The sequence below is a fragment of the Mucilaginibacter roseus genome (assembly GCF_021215455.1).
GTDB classification, from domain to species: Bacteria; Bacteroidota; Bacteroidia; order Sphingobacteriales; family Sphingobacteriaceae; genus Mucilaginibacter; species Mucilaginibacter roseus.
This window is the reverse complement of record NZ_JAJPWV010000003.1, coordinates 178154-192283: the sequence shown is the minus strand read 5'-3', so window position 1 is coordinate 192283 and position 14130 is coordinate 178154. Positions and strand designations below refer to the sequence as shown.

Annotated in this window: 13 protein-coding genes; 4 read left to right on the top strand and 9 right to left on the bottom strand. The window is 43.2% G+C overall.

The features are described from left to right. Positions 1-64: 64 nt before the first annotated feature. Positions 65-2596, bottom strand: coding sequence for a TonB-dependent receptor domain-containing protein (locus LT679_RS09900; RefSeq protein WP_232177310.1), 2532 nt, complete (start codon positions 2594-2596; stop codon positions 65-67). 377 nt (positions 2597-2973) lie between these two features. Between LT679_RS09900 and groES the strand changes: the two genes are divergently transcribed. The 3 genes from groES to LT679_RS09885 all read left to right on the top strand — a co-directional run bounded on the left by groES (position 2974) and on the right by LT679_RS09885 (position 6164). Beyond that, the gene (gene groES / locus LT679_RS09895) at positions 2974-3249 is read left to right on the top strand and encodes a co-chaperone GroES (protein ID WP_114006302.1); all 276 of its coding nucleotides are present in this window, start codon (positions 2974-2976) and stop codon (positions 3247-3249) included. A gap of 124 nt (positions 3250-3373) precedes the next feature. Then, positions 3374-5014 carry a chaperonin GroEL gene (groL, locus tag LT679_RS09890; RefSeq protein WP_232177309.1) on the top strand — a complete coding sequence of 547 codons (1641 nt, stop codon included), beginning with the start codon at positions 3374-3376 and terminating at the stop codon, positions 5012-5014. Positions 5015-5378: 364 nt separating this feature from the next. Further along, positions 5379-6164, top strand: a complete 786-nt coding sequence (locus tag LT679_RS09885) for a mechanosensitive ion channel family protein (RefSeq protein WP_232177308.1) — start codon at positions 5379-5381, stop codon at positions 6162-6164. 210 nt (positions 6165-6374) lie between these two features. Here LT679_RS09885 and LT679_RS09880 read toward each other — a convergent pair whose 3' ends face one another. The 6 genes from LT679_RS09880 to LT679_RS09855 are packed head-to-tail and all read right to left on the bottom strand — an operon-like array spanning position 6375 to position 12475. Beyond that, entirely contained in the window at positions 6375-7721 is a 1347-nt protein-coding gene (locus tag LT679_RS09880; RefSeq protein WP_232177307.1) for a DUF58 domain-containing protein, read from the bottom strand. Positions 7722-7730: 9 nt separating this feature from the next. Then, positions 7731-8708 carry an AAA family ATPase gene (locus tag LT679_RS09875; protein WP_232177306.1) on the bottom strand — a complete coding sequence of 326 codons (978 nt, stop codon included), beginning with the start codon at positions 8706-8708 and terminating at the stop codon, positions 7731-7733. Between the two features lies 1 nt (position 8709). Next, positions 8710-9891: a DUF4350 domain-containing protein gene (locus LT679_RS09870; protein ID WP_232177305.1), complete on the bottom strand. Its 1182-nt coding sequence runs from the start codon at positions 9889-9891 to the stop codon at positions 8710-8712. Next, positions 9891-10622, bottom strand: a complete 732-nt coding sequence (locus tag LT679_RS09865; protein WP_232177304.1) for a DUF4129 domain-containing protein — start codon at positions 10620-10622, stop codon at positions 9891-9893. Before LT679_RS09865 ends, LT679_RS09870 begins: the two co-directional genes overlap by 1 nt. 1 nt (position 10623) lies before the next feature. Then, positions 10624-11514 (bottom strand): hypothetical protein, encoded by an 891-nt coding sequence (locus tag LT679_RS09860; RefSeq protein WP_232177303.1) that lies wholly within the window; start codon positions 11512-11514, stop codon positions 10624-10626. Beyond that, positions 11498-12475 carry a stage II sporulation protein M gene (locus tag LT679_RS09855; protein ID WP_232177302.1) on the bottom strand — a complete coding sequence of 326 codons (978 nt, stop codon included), beginning with the start codon at positions 12473-12475 and terminating at the stop codon, positions 11498-11500. Before LT679_RS09855 ends, LT679_RS09860 begins: the two co-directional genes overlap by 17 nt. An 87-nt stretch (positions 12476-12562) precedes the next feature. On the opposite strand from LT679_RS09855, the gene LT679_RS09850 reads away from it, so the two are divergent. Then, a complete protein-coding gene (locus LT679_RS09850) occupies positions 12563-13300 on the top strand; it encodes an RDD family protein (RefSeq protein WP_232177301.1) in 738 nt (245 codons plus the stop codon). Here LT679_RS09850 and LT679_RS09845 read toward each other — a convergent pair. Together LT679_RS09845 and LT679_RS09840 are read right to left on the bottom strand one after the other, a co-directional pair. Next, positions 13275-13640 carry a DUF2752 domain-containing protein gene (locus tag LT679_RS09845; RefSeq protein WP_232177300.1) on the bottom strand — a complete coding sequence of 122 codons (366 nt, stop codon included), beginning with the start codon at positions 13638-13640 and terminating at the stop codon, positions 13275-13277. The two genes, LT679_RS09850 and LT679_RS09845, sit on opposite strands and share 26 nt — an antisense overlap. A 58-nt stretch (positions 13641-13698) precedes the next feature. Then, entirely contained in the window at positions 13699-14013 is a 315-nt protein-coding gene (locus LT679_RS09840) for a CD225/dispanin family protein (protein ID WP_232177299.1), read from the bottom strand. Between the last annotated feature and the right edge of the window lie 117 nt (positions 14014-14130).

Here is a 14130-nt window from a genome sequence, read left to right as displayed (position 1 = left end):
CTACCCTTAGCATAACAAAAAAGGCCTGCTTGTAGGCAGGCCTCTCAGTTAATATATTAGTGGATTAGTTGCCGCCGTTCATGCCGCCGCCCATACCACCTTGGTCGCCGCTTTTAACGTCATCATTATTAACGCCTTTTTTCTTTTGCTGCGGGTTGCTGAAGCTCATTTTACCAAAGCTGTAGCTAAACGTTATACCGAACGACTGGAACGGTATACGTGTACGTACGCTTTGTGTAAAGCCCGGGCTTGATATGCTTTGGTTGAATGATTTGTCAACCGCGAAAGGCTGGATAGTGTTAAAGCCGATAGAGGCTTTTTTATCCATAAACTGCTTTTTAATACCGAATGCGTAGATGCCGAACGCAGGACTGGTACCTTGTATGGTACGGCGCGCTGAATTGTTGAACGCGAACGCCTCGAATATGAAGTTTTTAGGCAGGTTCAAGGTCGCGCTACCAAACACGGTGGTCATCAGCCTGGTTTTTAACGCGTCGGGATTTATAAAGTCAACGTAAGCTGAGTAAACACTTGGGTTATAAGTAAACACGTTGATATTGGCACGGATGGTTAAAGGCTTTATCGGGTTAATTGAACCGAAAAAGCTACCGCCTAAGGAGTTGTTTTCGGCAACGTTGTTTTGTACCGTACGGTTAATTACTACGCCATTATCTTCAACCGGGCTGGCGATACCTTCAATCAGGTTGCTGGTATTTTTGTAGTAAACCGAAAAGTTTAATACCGATGTTTTAACAAACGCGTTATAGTTCAACTCCACCGTTTGCGAAACCTCGGGCGCCAGATTAGGGTTACCTACGCTTTGGCTTTGCTGGTTGCTACGGTTGATGAACGGGTTTAAAACCTGCAAGCTTGGGCGTTGTATACGCTTGCTGTATGATAACTTCAGCGTGTTGGCACCAAATACCTTTTGCACGGTTAAGCTTGGTATAAAGGTATTGTAGCTTGCCTTGAACGGCTCCAGCGTTTGTGCGTTTGTTCCGTCAGCATAAGGCGCTTCAGGGTCACCTTCAATACGTGTATTCTCTAAACGTGAGCCTACCAAAACCGCATAGCTTTTAGGCAGGGTGATGGTTAATACACCGTAACCGGCATATACGTTTTGCGTATAGTCATACAAGTTTGAATTTTGCCTGTCCAACACAGGATTGTTTCCATTCGGATCAACCGCAAAAATATCGTAATTGCTATTTATACGCCTTTGGATGGTTTTACCGCCCGCTTCCAGCTTAAACACTTTGTTGATTGGAAGGGTATAATCCACCTGGCCGGTATACTCATTATTTTTACCGTTGTTATTAGCTAACTGGCTTTGGTATTGTGCCGAGAATAAGTTTGTATAATCTGTTTTAATAATGCTATGGCTCCATTGACCTGACACTACGATCTCGTGACCTTGCTTTTTAAATTTGTGCGTGTAGTCAATATTCCAGTCGAAACCCCTGAATTTATTGTGCGATATGGTACGGCCGGTGTAGCTGCGGTTTTGAGTAGAGTCGAGCAAGTTCTCAAATAAGTAGCTACCACCACCATCAGCATTAAAGCCACCATCGTTTAAAGCTAATGTACTGTTGATGCTGTTAAAGCCGTTAAACTCATAACCTGCGGTTAATGATCCGCGGATACCATGACGTTTAATTTCGTTATGCGAATTATTGATATTGCGCTGATTGATACCATCAGCAGTAAGGCTCTGGTTAAAATCAGTATATGACGTTTGCGGCCAGCTGGCGTTACCGCCAATGTTGGCACCAAAGTTAAAGCGGTTTTTATTGTAGTTAAAGTTGAGGTTACCGTTGTTTTGACGGGTACCTACACCACCGCTCACGCTGCCGCTAAGGCCTGATGCATTTTTGCTTTTAGTAACGATGTTAATGATACCGCCCGAACCCTCTGCATCATACTTTGCAGATGGCGAAGTGATCACCTCTACGTTCTTGATCTGGTCTGCAGGGATGGTTTTCAACACGTCGCTCAGGCTGGCTGAAGTAGCGCCTGACGGCTTGCCGTTAATTAAAACGCGCACGTTCTGGTCGCCGCGCACGGCAACATTACCATTCATATCAACTGATACCAGCGGCACTTTCTGCAAAACGTCGGTAGCGTTACCACCGGCTGAGGTTAAATCTTTTTCAGCGTTGTAAACAATTTTATCGATGCGGTTTTCAACCAACGATGCCTGGCCGGTAACGGTTACTTCTTTAAGGGCCTTTGAGCTTGGCGCTACAACAATCTGCCCCATATTGGCATCCGGTTTTGAAAGGGTGGTAACAACCGGGTCAATAAATTTGGTAGGGTAACCAATAAATGATACGCCTATTTTATAACTGCCGGGTTTAACATTATCTATTTTAAAGTTTCCTTTTTCGTCGGTAAGCACGCCGTTCATGGGCGCGGTACCTCCGCTGCGATAAATGCTCACGGTAGCATAGTCTAACGGCTTTTTGGTCAGCGAGTCTATCACCGTGCCTGATATTCGGCCGATGATGCTCGAACCACCGCCGCCGCCAAGGCCCACTTGCGCCTTAACTGCCACTGCAGAACATAAAAGGAATAGGATTAAGTAAATACGTTTCATGGTGTTTTTTGATCAATTTTGATTTTGAGGCGAAATTGTTCAAAATGTTACATGCTTTTTTAAACAAATTGTAATAAATACACCATGTCATTAATTCGTTACATGAATAATGCGTAAACGCATTTACCTGGCAGATGAGAATAGTTGTAAAGCTGACGTCAGCTCTAATTACGCATCTTACAACTGACATGATGACACCGCCTGTTTTAAATAAATGTTAAGTATGAATGGCGGCGCTGACCTGTAGCTGACAATACATCAGTTTTAAAATGTCAAAAAAGTACAAACAGCCAATTGGCACAATTGATGATGATAAAAGGTCGTTAACAACTTATTTAAGTTTAACCAAAATCTATAAAATCAAATTAAGCATAGTTATGTCATTAAACATTAAACCTATCGGAGACAGGGTAGTAGTGGAAGCTGCTCCGGCCGAAGAAAAAACTGCTTCCGGAATCATCATCCCTGATACTGCAAAAGAAAAACCACAACGCGGTACTGTAGTAGCTGTTGGCGAAGGTAAAAAAGATGAGCCTTTAACCGTTAAAACCGGTGATCAGGTATTATACGGTAAGTATGCCGGTACCGAGATCACTTACGAAGGCAAAGAGTATTTAATTATGCGCGAGTCTGATATATACGCGGTACTGTAATCAATCACTGAATTATCGAAGGCTGATTTATTGATTTCTTCCTTCATATCAAAAAACATTAATTAATGTGTGTTGAATTTTAAATTCATTAATTCAACAACTCACTAATTCAATCATTAAGAAAATGGCAAAACAAGTAAAATACAATGTTGAAGCACGCGACGCTTTAAAGCGCGGTGTTGATATTTTAGCTAATGCGGTTAAAGTAACCTTAGGTCCTAAAGGCCGTAACGTAATTATCGACAAAAAATTCGGTTCTCCATCAATCACTAAGGACGGTGTTTCAGTTGCAAAAGAAATTGAACTGAAAGACGCTTTAGAGAACATGGGCGCTCAAATGGTTAAAGAGGTTGCCTCAAAAACTGCTGACATTGCAGGTGATGGTACTACTACCGCTACCGTATTAGCCCAGGCTATTGTAACTGCAGGTGTTAAAAACGTAGCTGCCGGTGCTAACCCAATGGATTTGAAACGCGGTATTGACAAAGCGGTTGCTACCGTTGTTGAAAACCTTAAAGCGCAGTCACAAACTGTAGGTGAGGATAACAACAAGATCAAACAAGTTGCCTCTATCTCTGCTAACAATGACGAGGTTATCGGTTCATTGATCGCTGAGGCTATGGCTAAAGTTGGTAAAGATGGTGTTATTACTGTTGAAGAAGCAAAAGGTACCGAAACTGAGGTTAAAACTGTAGAAGGTATGCAGTTTGACCGTGGTTACCTTTCTCCATACTTTGTAACCAATGCCGACAAAATGGAAGTGGAACTGGATAATCCATACATCCTGATCTACGACAAAAAGATCTCTTCAATGAAAGAGTTGCTGCCGGTGCTTGAAAAACAAGTACAAACAGGCAAGCCACTTTTAATTATCTCTGAAGACCTTGACGGCGAAGCATTAGCAACTTTAGTTGTTAACAAAATCCGTGGTTCACTAAAAGTTGCTGCTGTTAAAGCTCCGGGCTTTGGCGATCGTCGTAAAGCAATGTTAGAGGATATCGCTATCCTGACTGGTGGTACAGTAATCTCTGAAGAAAGAGGCTTTAAATTAGAGAACGCTGATCTTTCTTACCTGGGTACTGCTGAGAAAATTGTGGTTGATAAAGACAACACAACTATCATCAACGGTTCAGGTTCCGCCGAGGATATCAAAGCTCGCGTAAGCCAGATCAAATCTCAGATTGAAACTACCACATCTGATTACGATAAAGAAAAACTGCAAGAGCGTTTAGCTAAACTTTCAGGCGGTGTGGCTGTACTTTACGTAGGTGCTGCTACCGAGGTTGAAATGAAAGAGAAAAAAGACCGTGTTGACGATGCTTTACACGCAACCCGTGCCGCTGTTGAAGAAGGTATTGTTGCAGGTGGTGGCGTTGCTTTCATCCGCGCGGTTGAATCATTAGCTAATGTTAAAGGTGATAACGAAGACGAGAACACTGGTATCCAGATCATCCGTCGTGCTATCGAGGAGCCTCTTCGTCAGATTTGCGAGAACGCCGGTATCGAAGGCTCAATCGTAGTACAAAAAGTTAAAGAAGGTACTGCTGATTATGGTTATAATGCACGTACGAACACTTACGAAAACTTAATTGGTGCCGGTGTTATCGACCCAACTAAAGTAGGCCGTGTGGCTTTAGAAAATGCTGCATCTATCGCATCAATGCTGTTAACCACCGAGTGTGTATTGGCAGACGATCCGGAAGATGAAAAAGGCGGTGCCGGTATGCCTCCAATGGGTGGCGGCGGCATGGGCGGCATGATGTAATAGCACATCATTCGTACCCTCCTTGATTGAGGGGATCGCTATATAGAAACCCTGTATGCAATTGCATACAGGGTTTTGTTTTTTACTGACCTTTTTACTGTATAACTATTACTACAAAGATTAAGGTAATTGTCATCAAATATTAAATAACCGCATGCATTGTAATTATTGGATTAGTTTCGCCGTAACCACTTATAGCCAAGCCGTTGAGGCATAGCATTTGATACATGAAAAGCATGAAACAGTTAACCCGGAAACGGAAACATATACAAACCCGTATTTTTGAGTGGGTTATCCTTAAGTCGCCAGAATTTTTGGTGTCGCTTCTCTGATTTTTCTTAATTTCGGAGCTTCTGATTAACCCATGAAGCTCGAACAATTTTACGATACTGCCTACGCGTGGCTCCTCACCCACGGCCCCAACATAATTTTTGGTTTAATAGTACTCATCGTTGGCCTTTGGTTTATCCGGCTGTTAAAAACGCGCATCCGCACTAAAATGAGCACCAAAGAGGTGCATTCATCATTACAACCTTTTTTACTGAGCCTGAGCATTACCGCGCTAAATGTATTGCTGGTTTTATTGGTGATGACATTGATGGGTATTGACGCTGCCATTTTCACCACACTGGTGGGCGCCTTTGGTGTAGCGGCGGGCTTGGCACTTTCGGGCACGCTGCAAAACTTTGCCGGCGGAGTGCTTATACTATTACTAAAGCCATTTGAGCTAAATGACAATATCATTGCGCAGGGGCAGGATGGCAAGGTAACCTCGATACAGATATTTTACACCGTATTGCTTACCGCTGATAATAAAACCATCATTATACCTAACGGAAAGCTCTTTAACGAGGTAATTGTGAACGTTACACGCGCCGGTAGCCGTAGGCTTGATTTTGAGGTGGAGCTCACCTATGCGGCCAATACCGAAAAAGTGATCGCCATTATAAACGAAGCATTACAAAATACCAATGGCGTGGTAAAAAACAAGCCATCCAAAGTAGGCTTGGTGCGCGTTGGTTTTGACCGGGCGACTTACATCATTAACGTTTGGGTAACGCCAGCGGAATTTTTGAACGTTAAAATAGCATTGCAGGAAAAATTGATCAACCGTTTAAATGCTGATGGCGTTAAGTTTCCGGGTACATGATAGTTTTAGTCGTAATGCATCTTCTGCCCGAAAATTTAAAAGGCCGTAGTCTGTGATTATGATTGGTTCTTGCTTATAGCTTGTTCATTATTTGTCATTTTGATGCGTTAGCGAGAAATGCTAATGTTCATAAGCAAGCGACGATTTCTCCTCTTTCGAACCGATATTTAATAGATTAGGCTATGTTTTATCTAAGCCAATATAGGGCGATTAAATACTCTGCCTTGCCTTTATTTCCAGATACCGGTTTATGGTATTGATGGTCAGGTTCTCCGGCGCGGTGAGGATGGATTGTATACCATGCTTAGCCAGTTCTTTAACGATGAGTTTTTTATCGTTGGCAAACTTTTCGGCAATAGTTTTTACGTAGATGTGTTCCACATCGCCGGCGGGTTTTTCGCTTAGCGATGTTAGTTCGGTATTTTCAAAAAATACTACCAGCAGCAGGTGAAATTTAGCTATCCGCTTTAAAAATGGAAGCTGTCGCTGCATGGCAAACATGCTCTCATAATTAGTGAAAAATACAACCAGGCTACGTTGTTTAAGTACCCCTCGTATGGTAGTGTACAAGGCCTCCATATTGGTTTCGAGGTAACGTGTTTTCTCCTTGTATAACACCTCGAGTATGCGGTTAAGTTGCACAGGCCTGCGGTCTGCAGCGACTACCGAACCTATCTTTTCGGCTACGGTGATTAACCCGGCCTTATCTTCCTTTTTTAGGGCTACGTTTGATAAAGCAAGCGAGGCGTTAATGGCATAATCCAGCAGGCTTAAACCATTAAAAGGCATTTTCATGGCCCGCGATTTATCAACTACGCAATACACATGCTGCGATTTTTCGTCGGTATAGGAGTTCACCATAAAGTTACCGTTACGGGCGGTAGCCTTCCAGTTAATAGTACGGTAATCATCACCCGGAACGTAGGTTTTAACCTGCTCAAACTCCATGCTATGGCCCAGCCGGCGAATTTTTTTGATGCCATATTCGCTCAGTCGGTTTGATATGGCCATCAACTCGTAGCGGCGCATTTGCAAAAACGAAGGGTAGGTGGGTAGCGTTTCAGTCTGCTCAAAATTAAAACGCCTGCTAACCAATGCCAGCGGCGAGCGCACGAACACCCTAATCATGCCAAAAGTATATTCGCCGCGCTTGGTTGGGCGAAGGTTGTAGCTTATGCGTTTAGGTATGCGCGGCGATAGGGTGGTGGCAAACCATACATCGCGGCGTTGAAATTGTACGGGTATCTCATCAATTATGCCCGCCTTTATGTTAAACGGGTAAATACTTTCGATGTAGATACCAAGCGGGTTATCATCGCTGTTGCTCAAGCGCTCAGGCGCATGGCGACGCGCAAATATGCCTTTGTTTTTATGGTACAGCAACACCACATCCAGCAACACAAGCAACAGGAATAAGCCCAGCATTACATCCGGAATTATACCCAGCCAGTTAAACAAAAACCTGAATATGTAAAGCATACCGCAAACGGCCAACCCGGCAAACAAGCGGTTGGTTAAAAACAGGTTGGTGTAAAACAGGCCAAAAAACTTTTTCACGCTGATAAATTATCTGGGCACTTCAATTTTGTGGATGATCTGACCGATCACATCATCAGTGCTTAAACCCTCCATTTCCTTATCCGGCGTAAGCATAATACGGTGGCGTAAAACGTGTGGTACTACCCAAATTACATCGTCAGGGGTAACAAAATCGCGCCCGTTAATGGCAGCCAAAGCTTTAGCCGCATTAATGATAGCCAGCGACGCGCGTGGCGATGCACCCAGGTACAGCGATTTATTGTTGCGTGTTTCAAACACGATGCGGGCAACAAACTCCAGTATTTTAGGCTCTACATGAAAGCCGCGTACCTGCTCGCGCAACGCAACAATCTCCTGCGCTGAAAGCACCGGCTGAATGTCGCTCAACTGGTCGGCACGTTTATGCTGGTGCTGATTGTTGATAATGGCAATCTCCTCTTCAAGCGTAGGGTATTTAACTTCTATCTTAAATAAAAAGCGGTCAAGCTGTGCTTCGGGTAAGCGGTAGGTACCTTCCTGCTCAATAGGATTTTGAGTAGCAAGTACTAAAAACGGCTCATCCATTTTGTAGGCGGTACCATCAATGGTCAGCTGGCGCTCTTCCATTACTTCAAACAAGGCCGATTGCGTTTTTGCAGGGGCACGGTTAATTTCATCTATCAGGATGATGTTACCGAAAATAGGCCCATGCTTAAACTCAAATTCCGAAGTTTTTGGGTTGAATACCGGCGTACCTAAAATATCCGACGGCATCAAATCCGGCGTAAACTGTATGCGGGAGTATGCCGCATTAATGGCTTTGGCCACCAGTTTAGCGGTCAGTGTTTTGGCAACGCCGGGTACACCTTCAATCAGGATATGGCCGTCGGCCAATATACCGGCAATGATCAGGTCAATACTTTGGTGCTGGCCTACAATTATTTTGCCCAGTGTATCTTTTATCTGGCCAACCGCGGCGTTAAGCTTGTACAGGTCGGTACGGTTCTCAAATATTTCTTCTTCCATTTTAATGTCCTGATAAGGTATAAAATTTTTCTATCAATCGGTTCAGTTCTATCAGTTCAGCGTCGCTGATGCTGGTTTGGTTAAATATAAAGCCAATGTAGTCGGTCATCATGCGTATAAAAGCCGCATCAACACCCGAGCGTTTGGTAAGCGCTTCTACAAATTCCGGGTCAAGCTTATTGGTTTTGATGTTATACTTTTCGCGCAGCGATGTTAAAAAGTATATCGATTTTTTGTGCGCTATATCCAGGTTGTTACGGCGCTCATAATACACCTGCCCAACGGTGGTCACAAAGTCAACGGTAGCATTGGCTAAAGGCATAACAATAGGTATAGCCCGCTGGCGGCGTTTGATGCCATAAATAACATAAGCAAGCAAGCCAAATAATGTGATGTACAAAGCCATCCGTAATGATTTGTTAGCCAGTATAAAGCGCAGGGGCGTATCGGTACCGGCCATGCCTTGGGTGTAAAATTCGTCCCACAAAATTACCTGCGGCCTGCCCAGGTAGGATAAAGCTGTTGCAGCATATTGCGCGCCCTGGGTTTTAAGTAAACTGTAATTGGTAAAAACCTTAGGGTTGGCCGAAAGGTAAATACTGCCTTTTCCAAACCGGTATTTTATAAAGTTTACATCGCCTTTGTTGTTTTGCCCGAGTAGGATAGCACGACTGGTATCAACCATATCAAAATAGTTGCTAACGGCGCCCTTGTCAACAAAATATTGCCGTTCGTTATCCAGTTTAGGGTTAACAAAGCTGATATACTCCGATGGGTCAACCATACCGAAAATACTGGCGGTACTTACGTTCAAACTGTCCTGAAACAACTTGCCATATGTTTCGGCGGCAATGAACACATCGTTACCGTCGCGCACAAAATCCATCATGGCAGTATAGTCTTCTTCAGAAGGGGCAACACTGCTCGCTACAACAACGTATGCCGACTGTTTATAAGTGCTATCTATAAAAAGCTCAAAAGGTGTTTGCCTTGTAGCGTTGATCCTACCGGAAGGAAAAATATCTTTCAGCCGGTTAAAAGTAATGTAAGTACCATAGGGTTTTGTATGCCTATCGTTAAAGGTAACGGTCCAGTCGGTAGGCTGCGGGCGGTTGTATTCCATCACGGCATAGCCAATAATCAGCAAGCCTGCAATAAAGAGATATATTTTAAGGCTCCTCATTACAACTGCTCCCTGAATTTATTGAATAACCGGTCAATATCGTTATATGCCTGTTCGTCAATGTTAAAATTGCCGTACCATACATATTCAAAGCGGCGGGTTAGCGAGCCAAAGGCATCGCGCTGCGGTTTTTGAGTAAGCTCATAATAATAGGCTTTATTTGTTTTATCAATCTGCCATTGTATAAGTCCTTTATCACTCAGTTGCTTCAGGCATTTAAGGTAAAGCAAGCGCACAGCAAGGCGGTAGTTGCGGTTGCTCACCGCTTCATCCAGCTCATCATCAAAATTAATTTCGTGGATGTTCTCTAACGATTCAACATAAGGTAATGACGTTTTCTTTGCGCCTTTGCGTAAAAACAAGCCTACATCAATTCCAATAGCCTTTAAAACCAGAAATATTACACCTGCGGCTATAAGGCCCAATACCAGGTATTTAAGAATTACCAGCAAAATGGGCGAACGGCCAACCTCCGCCGCAAGCATGTTCAACACCCAGGCCAGGAACAAATCCCATAATGACAGTTCACGCTTGGTATCGGCATCTACATACTTAAAGTCTTCGCTTTGGCTGTAAGCACCTATGGCATCTTCGCTGAATTGCCTTACCTGAACCGACGAACTATCGCGCGCCATCACTGCCGGTTTCTTTTTGCCTTTGTTGGCAAATGCAAAAACCGATATAAACATGAACAGGCCGAACAACCAGTATGGCAGCGCTTTTATCCGCATATTAATATTCTTCGTCAGGCTGATGGGTAGTATCCGGGTCCTTTTCGCCAAGGGTATTAATACGGCTTAAAATGCCTGTGCCTTCTTTTTGTTCCTCGAAGCTGAAGTAACATAACGATATCGATATGGCCATTAACGAGTAAGAAAGATAGATCAGGCTCAATAATAATGATAATAGTAAAAGTACCGGGTACATCAAAAAATCAAGTTGTAACAGCGTTTTTGCTGCGATTACAATACCCATGGGCACGCTGACGATAGCGCTGCTGAAACTAATGATTAATGATGTTACGAAGATAACGCCAAAGGTCATCCACCAGTTACCTTTTATCAGCTGAAAACATTTATTAAAAGCATGGCCGAACGATCCGTTTTCCATAATTATAACAGGCAGCAGCAAACTAAACACAACGCCCAGGTATATGCCCGGTAAAACGCACAGCGCGAAACCGGCAATTGTGAGTAGTGTGACTACAAAATATGAGCCTATTGAGCGGAAAAAATAGTATTTAAAATAACCCCAAACCTCAACCACAGTAGGCTTTTCACCGTCTGTTTTGTCTTTATAAACCGCTATGTAGCAATAAGTAACTATAAAAATGCTTGACGCAAATAAAAACAGACTGCCATAATTTATAAGCAGGTTTATAAAATAGCTGTCGCCGTACTGGCTTGCAAAAACGTTACTGGGGCGCGAAGTTTCCTGCATCGTCGCCTCGGTCATACCTGCGTATAAATTAGTCAGGGTGATGGTATTGATCAATATAAAAAAGCCGCATATAACCAGCAGCGGTTTTATAAGAGGCTTAAAATTTTCGCGGATAAAGGTAAATGTGTCGCTAATGGTTTCGCCAAAGTCGCGTACGCGGCGTAATTCAAAATGAGGTTTCATCAATATCAGTTTCTAACAAATTAAGCTTTTTATTAAGCATTGCCGGGTACAGCAATACATACCATATAATAAAGGTAAACGAGGTGGCCAGTATAGCAATGCTGGCAGCCATAGGCATTTCGGTATGGCGGGTTACATAACCCTCTAAAAAAGCGGCCACCAAAAATATAGGTACTATGCCGATGGCGATCTTGAGGCCATCAAGCGCGCCGCGTTTAAGCGATACCAGGCGTTTATAAGTTTTTGGGAAAAGCAGGCTGTTGCCCATTATTAAGCCGGCCGCGCCAGAAAGTACCAGTGCCGAAATTTCGAGCGTGCCATGTATCCAAATTACCAGTACGGATTGCAGCCCCAACCCTTTACTGAAAAAGTAATATTGGAATGAGCCCAGCATCAGGCCATTTTGCATCAGGTTGTATACCGTACCTACCGAGCATAATATGCCCAAGGCATACATGCGTAGTTCAACAAAAATATTATTGGCGGCAATAGCGGCGAACATCCAGCCCGAATTGCCAAACTTATATACACCAAATGGGTCGCCTTTGGCAATGTTATCATTGGTCATGTTCACATACTCATTGCCCAGAATAAGGCGCACAAAGGTGTCATCATACATGGCTGATAGCATACCTATAAGGCAAAAAATCATAAAAAAAGCAAACGAATAAAGCAATTGCCGGCGGTGTTTGTAAAAAATAAGGGGCAGCTCGGTTTGCCAGAACGTTATAAAACGGTTGGTTTTTTCTTTTTTGTTACGATAAATGGATTGGTGAAAGCCTGAAGCAAGCCCGTTCAGGTATTGCGTTGTTTTTGAATTTGGATAGAAAGTTTTGGCGTAAGCCAGGTCATCGGTGATGCTTATAAAGCTGTCAGCCAGTTCATCAGGATCTTTGCTCTTATTGAGCTCGTACTGTTTCCAGCGCTCCGAATTTTGTTTTATAAACAGGGCCTCACGCATGTTATAAGCTTCAGGGATTTCGGTGTTTAAAATACCGATAAAAAATTAATCTGCAATAAAAATGCAACAATCTGCTATTTTTAGGGCATGCAAACCGTTACCATACACACCACACAAAATGTAGGCATTGATTATGAAATAGCCGGCGTGGGCGACCGCGTTCTGGCCCGGATGATTGACTACGGTATTTTCATCGCGTTAGCAATAGCCGGTGGAATAATCATGACCAGTGGTGGGTTTGGTGATAGTATCATGGGATGGTACTTTATAGGCATTGGTTCCATTTTTGTTTTTTACGATTTGATTTGCGAAGTGTTTTTCAATGGGCAAAGCCTGGGCAAGCGGGTGATGAAGATACGGGTAATCAGCCTGAATGGAAAGCGCCCGACATTTGGACAGTACCTTATACGCTGGCTTTTTCGTGTGGTTGATTTTATGATAACCGGGGTAATTGGTTTGATATGCGCCGCCGTTACAAAAAATGTACAGCGTGTGGGCGACATAGTAGCCGGTACCACCCTGATACGTACCAAACCACGCACCACAATTGATAACCTGGTGTTTACCCCAACGGTTGATAATTATGACCCGGTGTTTAGGGAAGCGGCACTGTTAACAGATAGAGATGTTGCTTTGGTTAACGAGGTGATACATACGTATTTTAAAACAGGCAATGCCACGTTGATATATAACATGGCCGAAAAAATGAAGCAGCATATAGCGGTAACTCCCCCTGAAACGATGAACGATTTGCTTTTTTTACAGACTATAGTTAAGGATTACAGCCATATGGTAACGGTTAATGCGCAGCTGACAAATAACTAAAAGGGGCCACCGGAATGTTACGTAAAATCCAGAATAGCGCTGTGATCATAAATATAACAACCGGGGTTTTAGGGTGATAAAGTAACCGCCATTGCAAGGGTTTGCCTGTAAATAATGAGCGGATTTTATACAAAAGATGGATAAATAAAAGCGGCAGGCTTAATACCAATAAAAGATTATAGTTGCACGCTTGTGCAACATTGCCATGTAACAAGGCATGCAGGGCACGCTGCGAACCACAGCCTGGGCAGTCAAACCCAGTTAACGTAAAAAACGGGCATTTCGGGAAAATGTTAAACCGTAACGGATCAAAAAAATAGTATATAAAAACTACAGCCATAACAGCGGTGACTGTTATGGCTGTAGTTTTTATATCGATGTTGACTTTATTGTCCAAATTATGGTCTGCTTAGCATAGCGCCGCCAACCCCAAGTACAACAACAAGCAGTATATATAAAATGCCAAATGTTAAACCAACCCAGAAACCAATTTTCGTCCACTTTCCGGCTTGTTTTGATGCTTGCTCGGCACCTGCATAATCACCAACATCAAATTTGCTGTTTACTGATGAAGCGTTGATGATGCCGACTATACCAAACGGCAGGCAGCAAAAAATAGTAACTAAAATTGATTCAACCAGCCAGTTCTTTGGCCTTAAGCCTGGTGTCTGACCAAAACCCGGCGTTTGACCGAATGGTGATGTAGGTTCCATAGTGTGAATTTATAAGATTTAATGTGGTTTATTAACTGCAAGGTAATTGTTTGGTTTTTACAAATGAAAATTTTATGCAAATATTCGCAAGTGCTAAAATATTCGTAATTTTCTGCC

What these genes read in the sequence shown, in the direction of transcription:
- LT679_RS09865 (WP_232177304.1), bottom strand. Translation starts at nt 10,622, where the DNA reads ATGCGGATAAAAGCGCTGCCATACTGGTTGTTCGGCCTGTTCATGTTT.
- LT679_RS09850 (WP_232177301.1), top strand. Translation starts at nt 12,563, where the DNA reads ATGCAAACCGTTACCATACACACCACACAAAATGTAGGCATTGATTAT.
- groES (WP_114006302.1), top strand. Translation starts at nt 2,974, where the DNA reads ATGTCATTAAACATTAAACCTATCGGAGACAGGGTAGTAGTGGAAGCT.
- LT679_RS09885 (WP_232177308.1), top strand. Translation starts at nt 5,379, where the DNA reads ATGAAGCTCGAACAATTTTACGATACTGCCTACGCGTGGCTCCTCACC.
- LT679_RS09860 (WP_232177303.1), bottom strand. Translation starts at nt 11,514, where the DNA reads ATGAAACCTCATTTTGAATTACGCCGCGTACGCGACTTTGGCGAAACC.
- LT679_RS09875 (WP_232177306.1), bottom strand. Translation starts at nt 8,708, where the DNA reads ATGGAAGAAGAAATATTTGAGAACCGTACCGACCTGTACAAGCTTAAC.
- LT679_RS09840 (WP_232177299.1), bottom strand. Translation starts at nt 14,013, where the DNA reads ATGGAACCTACATCACCATTCGGTCAAACGCCGGGTTTTGGTCAGACA.
- LT679_RS09845 (WP_232177300.1), bottom strand. Translation starts at nt 13,640, where the DNA reads ATGGCTGTAGTTTTTATATACTATTTTTTTGATCCGTTACGGTTTAAC.
- LT679_RS09900 (WP_232177310.1), bottom strand. Translation starts at nt 2,596, where the DNA reads ATGAAACGTATTTACTTAATCCTATTCCTTTTATGTTCTGCAGTGGCA.
- LT679_RS09855 (WP_232177302.1), bottom strand. Translation starts at nt 12,475, where the DNA reads ATGCGTGAGGCCCTGTTTATAAAACAAAATTCGGAGCGCTGGAAACAG.
- groL (WP_232177309.1), top strand. Translation starts at nt 3,374, where the DNA reads ATGGCAAAACAAGTAAAATACAATGTTGAAGCACGCGACGCTTTAAAG.
- LT679_RS09870 (WP_232177305.1), bottom strand. Translation starts at nt 9,891, where the DNA reads ATGAGGAGCCTTAAAATATATCTCTTTATTGCAGGCTTGCTGATTATT.